A 16,174-nucleotide genomic window follows, 5' to 3' on the forward strand; every position below is an offset into this window, starting at 1 on the left:
GATCACACCCCCAATGTGGCGACGAGAATCGCCTTGATTGTATGCATGCGGTTTTCCGCCTGGTCAAAGACGATGGAAGCATGCGACTCGAAGACTTCTTCCGTCACTTCCATGCAGTCGATGCCGTATTGCTCATAAATCTTCTCACCGATCTCGGTCTCGCGGTTGTGAAAGGCCGGAAGACAGTGCATGAACTTGGCGTGGGGATTGCCCGTGGCGCGCATCAGATCGGCGGTGACGCGGTAGGGTGTCAAAAGCCTGATGCGCTCGTCCCAGACCGAATCCGGTTCGCCCATCGAGACCCAGACGTCGGTATAGACGAAGTCGCACCCTTTCGACGCTTCCTGAGGATCCTCCGTGAGCGTAATCCGTGCTCCGGTCTTCTCCGCCACGGCCCGGCATTGATCGACCAACGCCTCGTCCGGCCAACACGTCTTCGGCGCACCAAGCCGCACGTCCATGCCGATCAACGTCGCTCCGGTGAGGAGCGAATTGCCCATATTGTTGCCGGCATCGCCGAGGAAGCAGAAGGAGAGTTGCGACAGGTGCTTGCGCGTGTACTCGCGCATGGTCAGAAAATCGGCGAGAATCTGCGTCGGATGGAACTCGTCCGTCAGGCCATTATAGACAGGCACGCCGGCATGAGCGGCGAGTGTCTCGGCCTGTACCTGGCCAAAGCCGCGATACTCGATACCATCATACATGCGTCCAAGCACCCGGGCGGTATCCTTCATCGACTCCTTCTTGCCGATCTGCGTTCCTGACGGGCCGAGATAGGTGACATGCGCACCCTGATCGTAGGCGGCGACCTCGAAGCCGGTCCTGGTACGCGTTGAATCCTTCTCGAAGATCAGCGCGATGTTCTTTCCTTTGAGCCGTTGCTGTTCGTAACCGCCATACTTGGCCTGTTTGAGCGATGCGGAGAGCCGCAGCAGAAAACGGATTTCGTCCGGTGAAAAATCGAATAGCTTGAGCACGCTGCGGCCGACAAGATTGACGGGCATTCTTTCCTCCCTAGATCGGATCGCGGATCAGCGGACAAGTCATGCAATGGCCGCCGCCTCGGCCGCGGCCGAGCTCGGCGCCGGGCACCGTGATGACCTCCACGCCAGCCTTGCGCAGTTGCGTGTTGGTATAGGTGTTGCGGTCATAGGCAACGACCACGCCAGGCTCGAGGGCGACGACATTGTTTCCGTCGTCCCATTGCTCGCGCTCGGCCACATAGGCATCACCGCCAGTCTGCACCACCCGCAGCTTCTTGAGGCTGAGCGCCCGCGCCACAACCTCCGTAAGATGGCCCGTCTCCTGCCGCACGTCGATTTCCCCGGCCTTCGCACCCGGCCGCAGCGAGTAGGCGGTGATGCCGTCCACAACGTCCGAAAACAACGTCACCAGGTCGCGATCGCAAAAGGTAAACACGGTATCGAGATGCATGGAGGCGCGCTCGACGGGCAGTTTGCACGCGATGACGCGCTCGGCGGCCCCTTTGGCGAACAGGGCGCGCGCGATCTGCCCCACGGCCTGCGGCGTGGTGCGCTCTCCCATACCTATCAGCACGAGGCCGTTTCCAAGCGGCATGACGTCTCCGCCCTCTGCGGTAGCCAGTCCGTAGTCCTCATCCGGGTCGCCCCACCAGACAGGAAAGCCGGCATCGCGAAAGTCCGGATGAAAACGATAGACGGCGGCAATGTTCACCGTCTCGAGCTTGCGGGCATTCCAGCGCATGGGGTTGAGCGTGACACCGCCATAGATCCAGCACGTCGTGTCGCGCGTAAACAAATGGTTCGGGAGCGGGGGAAGCAAGAAATCCTGCGGCCGCAGGACCGACGCCAGCACGCCGGTTGGCGCGACCGGCAGTTCCGCCCTGCTCATGCCGCCCATGAGGATGAGCGACAGATCGTCGGAATTGATTTCCATCAGGTGGGCGCTGAGATCGTCGGCAAGCCCGACACCCACAGTGTTCACGTTGACCCGCCGCTCCAACAACCAGCGGCGCGCCTCCATGTCCTGCATCGTCTGCGCCAACGCCTCGCGCAGGAAGACGACTTCGCTGCCGCGATGGCGGATCGCATCGACGAACGTCATGTGCTCGACACGGGCTTGCTTGACCCAGATAACGTCGTCGAAGAGCAGTTCGTGACAATTGCCAGGGGTCAGGCGGGTAAGGGCTGCGCCCGGCCGGTCGACCAGAACGCGTCTGAGCTTGCCGACCTCGGAATGAACGCCGTAGGTAATGGTCATCCTGGTTCTCCTTCAGGCAGCGAGCAGCACGGCTGCGCTGAGGCTGGCCATGATGATGACGGTGAGTATGAGGAGCAGCGGCGCCATGAATCGGAGCCAGCGCTCATAGGGGACGCGGCCGATGGCGAGCGCGCCCATCACCACGGCAAATGTCGGGTTGATCAGGTTCACCAGGCCGTTGGCCGATTGATAGGCGGTGACGACGAGGTTGCGACCGACCCCTGCGAAGTCCGCGACGGGTGCCATGATCGGCATCGACAGAACGGCCAGCCCGGAGGAAGACGGCACGAAGAAGGAGAGTAGGACATTGATCCAGTAGATCACGTTGATGAACGCGACCTCTCCCAGTCCCGCAACCTTGAGTTCAGCCCAGTGCAGGATCGTATCGGTTATCTTTCCGGCATCCATGATCACGACGATGCCGCGCGCGAGGCCGATGATCAGCGCCACACCCAGAAGGTCGCGCGCCCCGTTGACGAAGGCGTCAACGAATTTCTCCTCGCCAGGACGCGCGATCAGGCCAATGAGGATTGCCGAGGCCAGGAAAAGGCCGCTCATCTGGCCCATCCACCATCCGGCCCGCAGCACGCCCCAGATCATGACCAGGAAGGTGAGTGCGAACATCACAAGCACGACCTTGTGCAGGCCGGTAAATTCAAGTGCCTCGCCGCCATGTGCGGCAAGAAAATGCGCCTCGTTGTCCGCCTTGCGATCATAGACGAGCGAGCGGCTGGGGTCGATCCGGACGCGCTCGGCATAACGCATGACATAGATGACGCAGGCGAGCCAGGAGAGCCCCAAAATGACGAAGCGCAGCACGATTCCCTGGGTGAAGGGAATACCCGCAGCGTCGGACGCAATGACTGTGGCAAAGGCGTTGACCGTGGAGCCCAACACGCCGACGCCCGCACCGAGCAGGATGATCGCCACCGCGGTCACGGCATCGTACCGCGCCGCGATCATGATCGGGATCAGGAGCACATAGAAGGCAAGCGTCTCCTCAGCCATGCCGTACGTGGTGCCGCCGAAGGCGAACAGCGCCATCAGCACCGGGATCATCCACTTCTCGCGGCCCTTGAGTGACCTCATGGCACTGCTGATCCCGGAGTTGATTGCTCCGGTGGAGGCGACGACACCGATGAACCCGCCGATGATGAGCACGAAGAGCGCAACGTCGATGGCATTAGCCGCATTGGTCACGGGGTCGTAGAGCCCGCCGATCGGGGCCATGATGACGTCGAACACGTCCTGCGGGTTCGCCTCGCTCACGCTATATGTACCGGCAACTGGAACTTCGCGGTCCAGTGCGGGGTTTTGCACTCGTTGGTACTGGCCGGCTGGAATGATCCAGGTCAGCGCTGCGACGAGCACGATAAGTCCGAACAGAATGGTGTAGGCGGTTGGAAACCGCCATTTCCTTGCTTCGGTCGCCGACGATGCGATGCTCATGGTACACCCCCCCTTCTTGCGTGTTGTCACCGTCACCCTGGCTAAGCTGGGGAGGCGATCGTGTTTGAACCTGAGCGTGTCGGGAATCCGCGGATGGCCACCCACGTCGTGCGCAGAGAAGGCAAACGCGGTCGCTCGAAGACCATATCGGTGATCTTCTGGTCGAAGCGCCCACCATTCCTTGATCGAAGTTAAGTTCGCCTGCCGCACATCGGCCTATGCTGAGCCACATATCGATTGGACGCAATCGTGGATCTACACGGCAGCGGCACAACGGATCCGGTCGACACATATGCATGGAATGCAGATGCGCGGCCGATCGCAGCAGCAAGGAGGCTCGACATGCAGTGCAAGACGAGAACGATGCTGGCACTTGTGCTGGTGTTCGCACCGGCAGTGGCATTCGCCCAGAATGATGCGCACCATGACAACCGATCGGGGGGCGAACAGCCTCCCTCAGCAACCCTGAGCGTGCCGCAACAATGCGCGCCGATGATGGAGATGATGGACGTCATGATGGGCGACCACATGTCGGCCTGCCTGGCATCGCTGCCGCAAGCCTCGCAGGCCTACATGCGCGCCATGATGGGCATGCACGCACCGATGATGGAAGCGATGCAGTCGACGGATCCGGATGTCGCATTCGTCAAAGGGATGATCCCGCATCATCAGGCCGCCATCGATATGGCCCGGGCCGTTCTCGAGCTTGGGTCCGACCAGCAGACCAGAGCCTGGGCGCAGCAGACTATCACGGCGCAGCAGACCGAAATCGATGATATGCGTCAGTGGCTGCGGCAGCGCGGCGAATAGATGCGGAACTGACCACGGGCATCAAACCCCGCAAGGGTCGCGGAGCCTCACGGAAGTTCGCTGTCGGAGTAGATCACATGGCGGTAAGGGCATGGCTGCGTAGCTCTGGTGTGCTGATCGCAATGATGCTCGCGATCGGCACCGCAATGGCAAACGATGGCTATCAGAAAGCCGGCGGCCTTGCCGTTTACCTTGGCATCGTCCCGGCTCCTGTCGTCCGGGGTCATCCGAGCGGTCACCCGGAAAGCACAATGCACGGCGGGCCTGGAACCGCGCCGCATCAGCAACACCTCGTCGTCGCCGTTTTCGACGACCAGACAGGCGCACGCGTGCAGAACGCGAGCGTGTCCGCAACCATCAGCGGCCTGGGTCACGTTGGCCAGCAAACCATCCAGCTCGAGCCGATGAAAATCGAGAACACGATCACCTACGGTGGTTTTGTCACTCTCTCGGGAAACGATCGCTACGCCATCGCCGTCGAGATCACTGTTCCGGGACGTTCGCGGCCGATCTCGGTGACATTCTCCAGTGATCACGTCCAATAAAGCGACAAACAGGCGTCAGGCCTTTGCTGCAGCAACGCCCATTTCAATCTGTTCGAATTCGGATCGGAAAGTGTGGCAAAGGTAACAATTTGCCGTTCTCCTGCGAATGACACATCGAACCCTCGTGCGGCGGCCCTTCATCTGAACCACCCGCCCTGGAGTATCAGCCGGCGATGGGCGCGGCTTTCAGTGGAAACTGACGATGACGCGGCGGCGACTACGAACGGAAGATCTGATCGACAGGCTTGCGGCGGATATCAGGCCGCGACACGTTGAAAGCCGAATCCGGACCCGCCGGCTCTGGGTGGTCGTCATCCTTGCGATCGTGGTGCCGGCGCTCCTCTTGGCGCGGCCGCTTCGTGCCGATCTCGCCACTCGATTGGCGGACGGTATGTTTGTCACCTCAGTTGCGACCTCGGCGATGATCTTTATCACCGGTGTGCTGGCGCTTTTGATCGTGCGCATCTCACCGCTATCCCGGTCCTGGCTCCTCCTGCCCCTGATCGTCCTGGGGCTCTGGCTCGTGTCGGAATTTACCAGCATCGCCCTCGACGTCTCCCGGGAGGGTTGGCGTGCTTTCGCCTTCGAGACGAGTCCACAATGCCCGCTCGTTATCGGGATCGTCGGAATTCCGATCTTCTTCGCGATGCTTGGCCTCGGCGGGATCGGCCTGATCCTGTGGAGGGGGCCGACCATCACGGTCGCCGCTCTGTCAGCCTTTTCCCTGCCTGCAACCATGCTCAATCTGTTTCATGGCCTGGACACCGGCGCGATGGTCCTGCTTTGGCATTTCGGCGCGATCGCAATCTTCTCCATGACAGCGGCCTTTTTGCTCAATCGGCGTATTCCTCGCATTGTGTGTGACTGGCTCGCGTTATGATCAGCGAAGCGCGCGACAAAAGATGAACTGGATCAAGGGGGCACAAGCAGCCGTTTACGGCGAGGCAATGGCTTTTCAGCCGACCGCCACGCATGAGTGTTCCTGTGCCGACTCACATTCCGGCTGTGTGGTACTGACCGCCTGCAAGCGACGCTCTTCCCGCTCGATATAACCCCGCGTCAGCGGGACGGCGTCCTGTCGCCTGGCGATCTGGATCTGGAACACCATCATCCCCTGATAGCGGAAAGCGAGTTCCGAGACGCCGAGATAATACTCCCACAAGCGCGCAAAGCGCTCATCGAAGAGATCGACCGCCTCAGTGCGGCGGGCGAGAAATCGCTCGCGCCAATGTCTGAGCGTTTCGGCATAGTGAAGGCGCAGGATCTCGACATCGGTGACCACGAGCCCCGCCCGCTCGATCGCCGGCAGGACCTCGGAAAGAGCCGGTATGTATCCGCCCGGGAAAATGTATCTGGCGATCCACGGGTTGGTGAAACCCGGCGGATCGGAGCGGCCGATCGAGTGCAGCACGAAAATGCCTTCATCATCGAGCAGATCGCGGCATTTTCGGAAGAACTCATCGTAGTGATTGACGCCGACATGTTCGAACATACCCACTGACACGATTCGGTCGAAACGTTCGTTCACGTCCCTGTAGTCCTGCGATCGGAATTCCAGACGCGCCGGATCTGAAGCCGCCGCTGCCCGCCCCCTGGCAAATTCGAGTTGTTCGCTCGAAAGCGTGATCCCGGTGACATGGGCGTCGAAAGCCTCAGCCAGGTAGAGCGCCAGACCGCCCCAGCCGCAGCCGATGTCGAGCACGCGCGCATGACGACCAGGCAGGAGCTTCGCGGCAATGTGGCGCTTCTTGGCCTGCTGCGCCTCATCCAAAGACATGTCTGCTCTTTCGAAATAGGCGCAGCTGTACTGCATGTCCTCATCGAGGAAGAGTTTGTAGAGCTTGCTGCTGAGATCGTAGTGATGAGCAACGTTTCGCCTGGATTTCTGACGGCCGTTTTTCTGCACCCGCCGCCGGAGAGCAAAACGCAAGCGGGAGAGTATCTTTGTCGTGATCGGCGCCGCGTCGTTCTGCTCCTGGGACAGAAGCAGCTCGAGCAACTCCGTGATGGCGCCCTGTTCGATGATAAGGTCGCCGTCGACGAAGGCTTCGCCAAGCCGCAACTCGGGATCGAGCAGAACCCGACGCTGCGCCGCGGCAGTTCTGAACCGCACTGCCACCGCCGGACCGGCCCCGTCACCGAAGCTCCTGGTGACCCCGTTGGCGGTTGTTATCGTGAGAGTTCCGGTTTTGACAAAGCGACGAAGGGTTTTGAAAACAAGGGCATCCATGACGGGGCTTTCTAGTCAACGTTGGTATATCCCGACTAGAAAGCGTGCGATCCCGCCGCAGACTTTAACGTGGGTTGAAAAGGGTGAGCGGGAAAAGCCATGATCGATGAAAGACGAACAGTCGCCCGCCATCTTGATCACCCGCTCGCTTTGGCGCGTCGCGCCGACAGGCGGGGAATGAATGCCGGCACTTCCCGCATATAGCGCGCATAGGCGTCGCCGAATTCGGCGAGCGACTCGCGTTCTTCGTGTTTGGAAAGGCGCCAATACATGAAGACCAGAATGGGGAACATCGCGAGCGTGAGCAGGGTTGGCCACTGCAGCAGGAAGCCGAACATGACCAGAACGAAGCCGACATATTGTGGATGCCGAACCCAGGAATACACCCCCGAGGTGGCGAGCGCGCGCTTGCGTTGCGCTTCGTAGAGCATCTTCCACCCGGCCGAGATGAGGACAAAGCCGCCGCCGATGAAGACGAAACTCAGCAGGTGGAACGGACCGAAATGGGGATTGGCGCGCCAGCCGAACAGCTCCTCGAGCAGGTGACCTGCGTCATGGGAGAACCAGTCGACGCCGGGATAGCGGGACTGCAACCAGCCGGAGAGCAGGTAGATCGTCAGGGGAAAACCGTACATCTCCGTGAACAGCGCCACGATGAAAGCACTGAAGGCGCCGAAGGATCGCCAGTCTCGCGGCGTTGATGGCTTGAAGAAGCTGAACGCGAAGAAGATGAAGACGATCGAGTTGAGGATGACGAGGGACCACAGGCCGTACGCGGGAATGTCGTCTTGCATGGCGCGCTCCTAGATGGAATTTCAGTGCTGATGCGGCGACTGCTGTCGCGCGGACGAGCGGTCGCCGCCGCCGCCATGCCCACTATGTCCGCCATGCTTGCCGTGCATGAAGACATGCAGGAGGGGGCAGGCAAGGATCAGCAGCCAGGGCAGCCAGCCGAGCAAGTGCGCGCGGTGTTCCGTGAGGAGATAAAATCCCGCGATTGCGAGGAAGCCGTAAAGGGCGATGTTGGCCGCGCTGAAACGCCGCCCCGGGTTCTCGTCTTTATGCAATTGGTCTCGGTTTGTTTCCATGGTGCTTCATCCGACAGTTTGAACACGCCGATGGCTCCGCGATGCCGGTCGAATGTTAAGGCCAGTCCGCAGGAAGGTGCTCTTCTTACCCCGGATGATGCTGCGACAGATGTCTGGAATCTTTGATGTGAGTTAAGTTTCAGATTGCTTCCCGGCGAACCAGGCGATGCCTCGTTTCCGAAAGCCAGTCGGTTGCTCTTCGTTCTAGCCATTGGCTTGCCGCCCTCGCGCAGAATTCACCCCCAATATGCCAGGCTGAAACTCAAATTAAGCTGGAGGCAAGTCTTCGAACCCGCGGACCAACGTACCGATCGAGCGAGCGCATGATCCGATCCGAACATCAATACCCTGCATTCGAAGGCGATTCCGCTCTGAGTCCGCGATAAAGCCGCATACGAGATGAGTAGCTCCGCTTCCGACGATGAGGTCGTAGGTGGCCGCGGTGGTGCGTTGCGGGTTCCGCCGAAAATCACGCGCGCCAGTGGCGGGGTCGATCAGCAGCAGTCCCTCGGATTTCGCGAAGAAGGGGCTGAGCATGGTTCTTCTGCGCGTGCGCACGATGAGCACGCCGATGATGCGTTTTCGATCTGCCGGTACAGAGGCTATCGATGACATTTCCATCCCGCGGGAGGATTCTGTGACGATGAGAGGAGCATCATTTTGCCGCTCGCTCTTTAATCTCGATCAAGCATGGCGGGTAGCATGGGCGGCCAGCCCGTCACGTATTCGCGGTAGGGATAACGAGGCACGCTATAGCGACGGATTCCAGTTGGCGTGTTGATCTGGATCAAACCGGTCTGGCAAACAATGTAGTGAGATGCAAAGGTAGCTTTCTCGTCTCGTGTGCAGAGAACCAGTCCAGGTGCATGCGGAGCGAGGGTGCGCGACCTGTGAACCGCCGAGAATTCGATTTTATGCTTCGGTATCTGGCACTGCTGATTGTTAGTGTGATCGCTGTCCTCGCACAAGCCGGACCATCGATGGCGCACGTCGGTCAATCGACACCGAGCGTTTCGGAGAGACATCAGGCTACCTCATTGCTAAAGGTCGCCATGGCGGACGACGACGATTGCGTCTCGGGTTCAGGTTGTTGCAGCGCCATATGCGCACCCTGTGTTGTATCCCTATCAGCACAGTCCCAGGGTTTCTCGCGCTTCCTACCCACGTCTTCGCGCACTTGGGTTTCGCGCCAGGATTGCTTGCGCTCGATCATCCTCGGCCGCGATCCGCCTATCCCCCGATATCAGCTCATCTAAGGCCATTCAGGTCGATCGTCAGCCACGCCCGTCAGACCGGCGTGAACGGCAACACGACCATAATGTGCCTTGCCGATCGCTTCGCGCTTATCGCGCCGAAGGCTCGGTCCATCAATGATCTATTGATTGGCTGCGCAAGCGCGGCCGCCGCAACGGGCCAGGAGCCCGGGAGGTGTAATGTGAGCTGGCATCAAGCGTCTTTATCAGGAGAGACATCCCGGTCGCTCCGTTGCGACCATTGGGAAACCGCTGAGAACGCACGGAATGTACCACCCTTACCAAATTTCCCCATTACCGTGTCCCTCCACAAGACGGCCATGCAGGCCGACGAGGTGACCAAACGACGAGGACGTCACAAACAGGACAATGACAGTGAGGCGCACACCGTTGCCTTGCCAGTCGACGCACACAGACTGATTCCCAACTACCGCAATGGCGACCGACGCGTCGAAGCCGGCCGGGATCTGTTCAGCATAGGATTCGACGGAAAGGCCATCTTCAACCTTCTCGACGGATGGGTAGCCATCTACACATTGCTGGAGGACGGCAGACGGCAGATTGTCCAATTCGCCCTGCCGGGCGCGGTTCTGGGTGTCCGTTCATCGAGGAGCGCGCCCGCAACCGTCGGTGCTCAAGCCCTGACCGACGTCGTGGTATCGGTCATTCCGACCTCTGTCCTGACGTCGCATTCGCGTGCAGACCCCGACATTACCATGCGCCTGGCGCGCTCACTTGCACACGACTGCAATCTGGCTTTCGATCATCTCACCAGCATAGGTCGGCGTTCAGCGCGCGAACGGGTCGCTCATCTGCTCCTTGAATTGTTCACACGTTACCGTGCACAATGGCCAGGACATCGCAGCGAGGAAATGGTGCTGCCGCTTACCCAGGAGCAAATCGGCGACGCCACCGGCTTGACCTTCGTTCACGTGAACCGTGTTCTCAGCGCGCTGCGCAAGGAAGGAATCGTCCAGTTCCACTACCGGCGTCTGCGAATAATCGATCCGGATCGCCTCATCGAAGTATCCGGCGTCGATCCGGAAATCGCGATGGCCTGGCTTGAACGACGACCCTGGGGGTAGCGCTTCGTCAAAGGGATTTGGCGCAGCATATACTCATTGCAGGGGCGCTCGCCGGCCGCAGGCTGTCTTGTCCGTCGCGGTGGCTTTCATCGATGGACTCCCGGATGAAATTCCAACCGAAGTGCGAACCGAGGCTCTGATCGAGTTTCCGCCGCTCGCCTATCAGGCCAGGTTCGGCAGCCGTGCAAATGCGTATCCAGCAACGGCGCGATTCTGAAATCGAGCCAGTCGAGTATCCTCAGCGAGATACATCTTCGTGAGCTTTGCGGATCTTCTCGGCTTTCTCGCAATGACAGTCGAGAAAACCATGGATCGGACAGGTGCGGCACATCTCTTCCAAACGCTTGCGTAGCGCTTGCCGCCCGCGGTGGAGTCGCACCGCGACATTGTTGAGCGAGGTGCCAAGGCTTGCTGCCAATCTGTCGCGAGGCTCGCCCAGGATATCAGCCCGCCAGACGATGTCCGAATACTCGGGTTTCAAGGTTGGAAGCAGACGATACAGACAATTGCAGACCGCTGCATCGAGCTCGGCGTCAACAGGTTCACTCTCGATCTCGGCGTCGTCGACAGCGGTTTCCCGACGCCGTCGCCTGCTCAAGTTCCGCTGATGGTCAACAAGGGTGGTGGCGAGGATGCGGCCCAGCCAGCCCCGAACGGTGCGGATATCTCTGAGTTGAGATGCGCGCTCCAGCGCCCGAAGGGAGAAGCGCTGCAACACCTCCTCCGCATCGTCGCGATTCCTCAGGCGGCGCTGGAGGAAGACCAGCATTTCCTCTCTCGCCTCGACAAGCGCCCGCTGGACGGCAGCATCAAGAGGTTTCGCGGCATCGTCAGACTTACCGGAACGTTGCGTATCCATTCTCTTGCCTCCAGCTTCGGTCATCCTCCGCATTTTCCTCCTGCACGGGGCAGCTCCCAAAATTCGCCTGATGTTGGACAGGCGCGGCTGATAAGTCTTTAACTCTAATCAAGTGTCATGGCCCCACTACGAACAGGATAAGCACGCCAGCGATGCGATCCGACAATGCCGATCAGGTGGGGCTCTGTTCTATCGCACGGTCTCGCGGCCTCATGCAGGAGCTGCGATCCAAGAGCCGTGCATTATCGTGCCACAAGCCGACCCGTTACTCTCTGACCCGTACGACGCAGCTTGGTGGCCACATGCCAACAGATTACTTTATGATCGCTGCTCGCTAGGCAGCCGAGACGAAGAGCGGAGTGACTGCAGAGCGAGCGGGGTCCGACAACCCGACAACATTGTCAGGTTCGCCGTGAGGCGCTCCATCAAGGGATGATAAGGAGGCCGATCACCGTGCCGGCAAACAGATTGTGGAAGGAGATGAAGGCGAGAAGTGCTGCCGCCAGCATCGGGCTGACGATGCTTTCCAGATCGTAGGCCGCCGGGATAGCGACAGCGCGCGCGTATACTCCTTTTCTTCCAGCAATATGTTGGAGATCGTCGCCTGGAAGGTCGGCGTGAAGGCGGCCGAGGCCGACTGCAGGACGAGGATTCGCACATAGACCTGCCAGATTTCGGTAACGAGGGGCAGCAACACAGACACGGAAGCGCGCACGAGATCGAGCGCCACCAACATGGCTCGCTGCGGCACGCGCTCGGCGAAAGCCGATGCGATGGGCGCGACGGCCACATAGGCGATCATCTTGATGGCGAGCGCGTCCGCCCGGCACCGCGCCGGCGTGGGCCCCGGCCAGCTCGATCCCTTGGGCAAGAAAGAGATGGCGATAGGTCCGGTTCTTGAGGATCGCGAAGATCAGAGATATTTCGCTTCCTTGAACACATCAACCGAACCGCTTTTTTGGCGCGGAAGGGACCCGACTGTTTCCTCAAGGCAATGATCGAAATGATCGAGGCATCGTTTTGCTTCTTCGATCATTTCGATTACGCTGCCACGGTGACCTCGAGCACGCTTCAGGCGCTTTACAATGTGTGGGTGTGTTTCATGAAGGTTTGAAGTCGAACCCCTACCAGCAATCCTATCCGCCGTAGACGATAAGGCGCCGCATTTCGCCATAAGACACCTAGCCCTCACACTCCGTTGGACATAATCGACCATCTTCTCGATGAAGCAGACCCGGCAATATACTTACCGTCTGCTCAATAGATATTCCCGCAGCCTTCCACGCAATCATCGGGATTGGCGCGCCCGACCGCCTCAGCGAGCAGCATCGCTAGCATTTAAGACCCCCTTGTTTGATGCAGCGCAAATTCGTCACGCTGGATCTGCGCTAGGTTTGCCCCAGTTTCGATGTTCAAGTAAACCGAAGGATGAGCCGAGGTGGCCGCCGGCGTGACAATGGTCAAGGCGTTCAGAGGGTCGCACGGGTGGGCGACCTCCTTGCGGCGCGGGTTTATCCTTTTCCTCGCCATCGCGTTCGGGCTTACGGCGTTTCTCACAGATGGCGGGCATCAAGCGCGTGCTGCTTCAACGGACGGCATCCCGGCGCTCATGACTCAAGCTGCGGATTGTGCCGACCTCCTCGTGCGCATGCCCTGCGACAACGATACCCAACGCGGCTTCGAGCACCCGTGCGACAGCGGTCACTGCCTGTCGGGCCTCGGGTGCTTCCTCTGCGCTCCGCTAAACACGGCCTGGAGCTGGCGCATGTTGAACGGCGAAACCGTCTCGCCGGCTGCATCGCCGGTGCCCTCATCCGCGGAGTTGCGTCGTCAGAAGCGACCTCCGCGATCCACCTTGATCATCTGAGCACCTTCGGCCTGTTCAGTCCGTGTGCTCCAGCCGAACCGAGGACCGGCACAATGCCGTAGTCTTCCGACCGTGCGCGTCCCAGGCCGCCCAACGATACGGCCGAGGAGACGAGCCGTTCTGCGTGACGCCGACGTGACATAGCCTCTAATCGTCGGCAGCCGGCGAGCCAGAAGGGGCCATGCACGGACCTTGCCGAATCGGTAGGCAGCGGCACGCGAGGAAGTCTTCGGCATCCGCACGCCGGGCCAATCTTTCCAAACTCACCTCAAGATGTGCTCGACGAGCCGGCAAGGCTGCGAGCCGAGGAGCTGAATACCATGCTAAAGACCCACTCGACCCGTTCGATTTCCATCACCGCGGCAGTCCTGACAGCAACCGCGATTCGCAGACGTGCGGCCATGCTGGCCTTCGCGACGGCATCCGCCCTGGTGCTTGCTATTCCGTTCGCCGCCACCGTCCGAGCGGAGCCTGCTGCAACCGGCTTCGTCCGCACCGAACTCCAGCAGGTCGTCGTCAATCTCGTGGTCAACGCCATCCATGCCATGCCCGACGGCGGCAGGTTGACGATTGTAACGCGGGACGGCGAACGCAGCGGGCGGACCGGGGTCGAGATCGTCGTCAGCGATACGGGCGTTGGCATGGCGGCTGACGTGGTGGCGAAGGCCTTCGACCCGTTCTTCACGACCAAGCGTCAGGAGGGGACGGGCCTCGGCCTGTCGATCAGCCAGACCCTGGTGACGCGACAGGGCGGTGCGATCTCCGCGACAAGCTCGCCCGGCAGCGGGGCAAGCTTCACCATCTGGCTGCCGGAAGCAGCCTGACCGGACATTTTGTCCCTCCCGATGCGGACAAAATGTCTGCGTTACCCCTGGGCTTTCGCCGAACCCCTTGATTGCATGCTGATTTCTTCCTGGCACGCACCTTGCAAAGCCGTTGGCGGGGGCGGTGCCTGCCGCGTGCACGGAGGATGCAAGCGGTGCGGGTGCCTGAGGGCGATCCCGCCCGCCTCTCATATCGTGAATCTTCGCATCCGAGAGGGTGCGCGGCGGAGGAGACCCAATGACCGCATCAACCGAGACCTATGCCGGTTCCCAATCCGGCGGCATCCTCGACCGGGAGCGCATCATCGCAAAGCCCGGGTTCAACCGTTGGCTGGTGCCACCGGCAGCGCTCGCCATCCATCTGTGCATCGGCATGGCCTACGGCTTCAGCGTGTTCTGGCTGCCCCTTTCCAACGCGCTCGGAGCCGATCAGGCCGCAAGCTGCGCAGACATGTCGCTCGTATCCGCGCTGTTTACCACGAACTGTAACTGGCGGGTCTCGGACCTTGGCTGGATCTATACGTTGTTCTTCGTGCTGCTCGGATCGTCCGCCGCCATATGGGGCGGCTGGCTGGAGCGGGCCGGCCCCCGCAAGGCCGGCGTTGTCTCGGCCGTCTGTTGGTGCGGCGGCATCGCGGTCGCGGCACTGGGCGTCCTCAGTCATCAGCTCTGGCTGATGTGGCTCGGCGCCGGCGTCATCGGCGGCGTTGGTCTCGGCCTCGGTTACATCTCGCCGGTTTCGACACTGATCAAATGGTTCCCGGACCGCCGCGGCATGGCGACCGGCATGGCGATCATGGGCTTCGGCGGGGGCGCGATGATCGGCGCCCCGCTCGCCGACATGTTGATGAACGCCTTCAAGGGGCCGGATTCCGTCGGCGTGTGGCAGACCTTCCTCGTGATGGCGGCGATCTATTTCGTCTTCATGATGGGCGGTGCCTTCGGCTACCGCATTCCGCCGGCCGGCTGGCGTCCCGAGGGCTGGACGCCGCCCTCGAACACAAAGTCGGCGATGATTACTGCCCACCATGTCCACCTGCGCGACGCCCACAAGACCAAGCAGTTCTGGTTGATCTGGGCGGTGCTCTGCCTCAACGTTTCGGCAGGCATCGGGGTGATCGGCATGGCGTCGCCAATGCTGCAGGAAATCTTCGGCGGCCGTCTCATCGGACAGCCCGAATTGACCTTCACCGAGCTCAACGCGGACCAGAAGGCCGCGATCGCGGCGATTGCGGCGGGTTTTGCCGGCCTGCTCTCGCTCTTCAACATCGGTGGACGGTTCTTCTGGGCATCGCTTTCCGACAGGCTCGGCCGCAAGAACACCTATTACACCTTCTTCATTCTCGGCATCGCGCTCTATGCGCTGGCCCCGACGGCGGCACACCTGGGCAGCCAGGTTCTGTTCGTCGGCATTTTCTGCATCATCCTGTCGATGTACGGTGGGGGCTTTGCAACAATTCCGGCCTATCTGGCCGACATCTTCGGCACGCAGTTCGTGGGCGCCATCCACGGCAGGCTGCTGACGGCCTGGGCGACGGCGGGGATCATCGGCCCGGTCGTTGTCAACTACATCCGGGAGTTCCAGATTTCCGCCGGCATTCCGCGCGACCAGGTGTACGACTTCACCATGTACATCCTCGCCGGCATGCTGGCGCTCGGCCTTGTCGCCAACGCGCTGGTGCGGCCGCTCTCGGAAAAATGGTACATCAAACCGGAAGAAGTCGCCGCCCTTCAGGCGAAGTCCGCGGCCGCGCAGGCAGGCCCCACGGGATCCTTCGGCATCGGCAAGGGCGGGCTTGACGGTCAGGCCGTACTCGCCTGGGCCGTCGTCGGCATTCCGATCCTCTGGGGCGTGTGGATCACGCTGCAGAAGACGGCCGCGTTGTTCTGACGCGATCGAGACGAAGGCATTTCGGCAGCCCC

The 16,174-nt window shown here is 60.8% G+C and carries 14 protein-coding genes and 1 pseudogene; 6 read left to right on the top strand and 9 right to left on the bottom strand.

What is annotated here, in order from left to right; genetic code table 11:
• Positions 1-2: 2 nt before the first annotated feature.
• From argF to CRO48_RS04820, 3 genes are read right to left on the bottom strand one after another with little or no spacing between them, the layout of a single operon-like run.
• Positions 3-1,004: an ornithine carbamoyltransferase gene (argF, locus tag CRO48_RS04810; RefSeq protein WP_077546194.1), complete on the bottom strand. Its 1,002-nt coding sequence runs from the start codon at positions 1,002-1,004 to the stop codon at positions 3-5.
• A 10-nt stretch (positions 1,005-1,014) separates the two neighbouring features.
• Positions 1,015-2,241 carry an arginine deiminase gene (locus CRO48_RS04815; RefSeq protein ID WP_077546195.1) on the bottom strand — a complete coding sequence of 409 codons (1,227 nt, stop codon included), beginning with the start codon at positions 2,239-2,241 and terminating at the stop codon, positions 1,015-1,017.
• A gap of 12 nt (positions 2,242-2,253) precedes the next feature.
• Positions 2,254-3,690, bottom strand: coding sequence for a YfcC family protein (locus tag CRO48_RS04820; protein ID WP_077546196.1), 1,437 nt, complete (start codon positions 3,688-3,690; stop codon positions 2,254-2,256).
• A gap of 363 nt (positions 3,691-4,053) precedes the next feature.
• Between CRO48_RS04820 and copM the strand changes: the two genes are divergently transcribed.
• The 3 genes from copM (at position 4,054) to CRO48_RS04835 (ending at position 5,925) form a co-directional block, all read left to right on the top strand.
• The gene (gene copM / locus CRO48_RS04825; RefSeq protein WP_245423430.1) at positions 4,054-4,500 is read left to right on the top strand and encodes a CopM family metallochaperone; all 447 of its coding nucleotides are present in this window, start codon (positions 4,054-4,056) and stop codon (positions 4,498-4,500) included.
• Positions 4,501-4,577: 77 nt separating this feature from the next.
• On the top strand, positions 4,578-5,045 hold the full coding sequence (locus tag CRO48_RS04830; RefSeq protein WP_245423431.1) for a hypothetical protein: 468 nt from the start codon (positions 4,578-4,580) through the stop codon (positions 5,043-5,045).
• A 202-nt stretch (positions 5,046-5,247) separates the two neighbouring features.
• A complete protein-coding gene (locus CRO48_RS04835) occupies positions 5,248-5,925 on the top strand; it encodes an NrsF family protein (RefSeq protein ID WP_077546198.1) in 678 nt (225 codons plus the stop codon).
• Positions 5,926-6,000: 75 nt separating this feature from the next.
• Here the strand turns inward: CRO48_RS04835 and CRO48_RS04840 are convergent, their stop codons facing one another.
• The 3 genes from CRO48_RS04840 to CRO48_RS04850 form a co-directional block, all read right to left on the bottom strand.
• Positions 6,001-7,275, bottom strand: coding sequence for an SAM-dependent methyltransferase (locus tag CRO48_RS04840; RefSeq protein ID WP_097136871.1), 1,275 nt, complete (start codon positions 7,273-7,275; stop codon positions 6,001-6,003).
• Between the two features lie 137 nt (positions 7,276-7,412).
• Positions 7,413-8,069: a methyltransferase family protein gene (locus CRO48_RS04845; protein ID WP_097136873.1), complete on the bottom strand. Its 657-nt coding sequence runs from the start codon at positions 8,067-8,069 to the stop codon at positions 7,413-7,415.
• Positions 8,070-8,090: 21 nt separating this feature from the next.
• Positions 8,091-8,363, bottom strand: coding sequence for a DUF2933 domain-containing protein (locus CRO48_RS04850; RefSeq protein WP_077546201.1), 273 nt, complete (start codon positions 8,361-8,363; stop codon positions 8,091-8,093).
• Positions 8,364-9,936: 1,573 nt separating this feature from the next.
• Between CRO48_RS04850 and CRO48_RS04860 the strand changes: the two genes are divergently transcribed.
• Positions 9,937-10,701, top strand: coding sequence for a Crp/Fnr family transcriptional regulator (locus CRO48_RS04860; RefSeq protein WP_097136877.1), 765 nt, complete (start codon positions 9,937-9,939; stop codon positions 10,699-10,701).
• A 238-nt stretch (positions 10,702-10,939) separates the two neighbouring features.
• Here the strand turns inward: CRO48_RS04860 and CRO48_RS04865 are convergent, their stop codons facing one another.
• The 3 genes and pseudogenes from CRO48_RS04865 to CRO48_RS04875 form a co-directional block, all read right to left on the bottom strand.
• A complete protein-coding gene (locus tag CRO48_RS04865) occupies positions 10,940-11,560 on the bottom strand; it encodes an RNA polymerase sigma factor (RefSeq protein WP_172977939.1) in 621 nt (206 codons plus the stop codon).
• Positions 11,561-11,997: 437 nt separating this feature from the next.
• Positions 11,998-12,474 (bottom strand): annotated as a pseudogene (locus CRO48_RS32065) (MFS transporter); the annotation flags it as partial.
• Positions 12,474-12,734, bottom strand: coding sequence for a metal-sensing transcriptional repressor (locus tag CRO48_RS04875; RefSeq protein ID WP_097137468.1), 261 nt, complete (start codon positions 12,732-12,734; stop codon positions 12,474-12,476). The pseudogene CRO48_RS32065 and the gene CRO48_RS04875, both read right to left, overlap by 1 nt.
• 1,013 nt (positions 12,735-13,747) lie before the next feature.
• Here CRO48_RS04875 and CRO48_RS04885 point away from each other — a divergent pair.
• Complete coding sequence (locus tag CRO48_RS04885) at positions 13,748-14,251, top strand: sensor histidine kinase (RefSeq protein ID WP_097137470.1); 504 nt, start codon at positions 13,748-13,750, stop codon at positions 14,249-14,251.
• A 238-nt stretch (positions 14,252-14,489) separates the two neighbouring features.
• Positions 14,490-16,142 carry an OFA family MFS transporter gene (locus CRO48_RS04890; RefSeq protein WP_097136882.1) on the top strand — a complete coding sequence of 551 codons (1,653 nt, stop codon included), beginning with the start codon at positions 14,490-14,492 and terminating at the stop codon, positions 16,140-16,142.
• Positions 16,143-16,174 lie beyond the last annotated feature (32 nt).

The organism is Rhizobium subbaraonis (assembly GCF_900220975.1).
In the GTDB taxonomy this organism is placed as follows: domain Bacteria; phylum Pseudomonadota; class Alphaproteobacteria; order Rhizobiales; family Rhizobiaceae; genus Mycoplana; species Mycoplana subbaraonis.

Coding starts and splice junctions, on each gene's coding strand:
- argF (WP_077546194.1), bottom strand. CDS start 1,004: ATGCCCGTCAATCTTGTCGGCCGCAGCGTGCTCAAGCTATTCGATTTT.
- CRO48_RS04815 (WP_077546195.1), bottom strand. CDS start 2,241: ATGACCATTACCTACGGCGTTCATTCCGAGGTCGGCAAGCTCAGACGC.
- CRO48_RS04820 (WP_077546196.1), bottom strand. CDS start 3,690: ATGAGCATCGCATCGTCGGCGACCGAAGCAAGGAAATGGCGGTTTCCA.
- copM (WP_245423430.1), top strand. CDS start 4,054: ATGCTGGCACTTGTGCTGGTGTTCGCACCGGCAGTGGCATTCGCCCAG.
- CRO48_RS04830 (WP_245423431.1), top strand. CDS start 4,578: ATGGCGGTAAGGGCATGGCTGCGTAGCTCTGGTGTGCTGATCGCAATG.
- CRO48_RS04835 (WP_077546198.1), top strand. CDS start 5,248: ATGACGCGGCGGCGACTACGAACGGAAGATCTGATCGACAGGCTTGCG.
- CRO48_RS04840 (WP_097136871.1), bottom strand. CDS start 7,275: ATGGATGCCCTTGTTTTCAAAACCCTTCGTCGCTTTGTCAAAACCGGA.
- CRO48_RS04845 (WP_097136873.1), bottom strand. CDS start 8,069: ATGCAAGACGACATTCCCGCGTACGGCCTGTGGTCCCTCGTCATCCTC.
- CRO48_RS04850 (WP_077546201.1), bottom strand. CDS start 8,363: ATGGAAACAAACCGAGACCAATTGCATAAAGACGAGAACCCGGGGCGG.
- CRO48_RS04860 (WP_097136877.1), top strand. CDS start 9,937: ATGCAGGCCGACGAGGTGACCAAACGACGAGGACGTCACAAACAGGAC.
- CRO48_RS04865 (WP_172977939.1), bottom strand. CDS start 11,560: ATGGATACGCAACGTTCCGGTAAGTCTGACGATGCCGCGAAACCTCTT.
- CRO48_RS04875 (WP_097137468.1), bottom strand. CDS start 12,734: ATGGCGAAATGCGGCGCCTTATCGTCTACGGCGGATAGGATTGCTGGT.
- CRO48_RS04885 (WP_097137470.1), top strand. CDS start 13,748: ATGCTAAAGACCCACTCGACCCGTTCGATTTCCATCACCGCGGCAGTC.
- CRO48_RS04890 (WP_097136882.1), top strand. CDS start 14,490: ATGACCGCATCAACCGAGACCTATGCCGGTTCCCAATCCGGCGGCATC.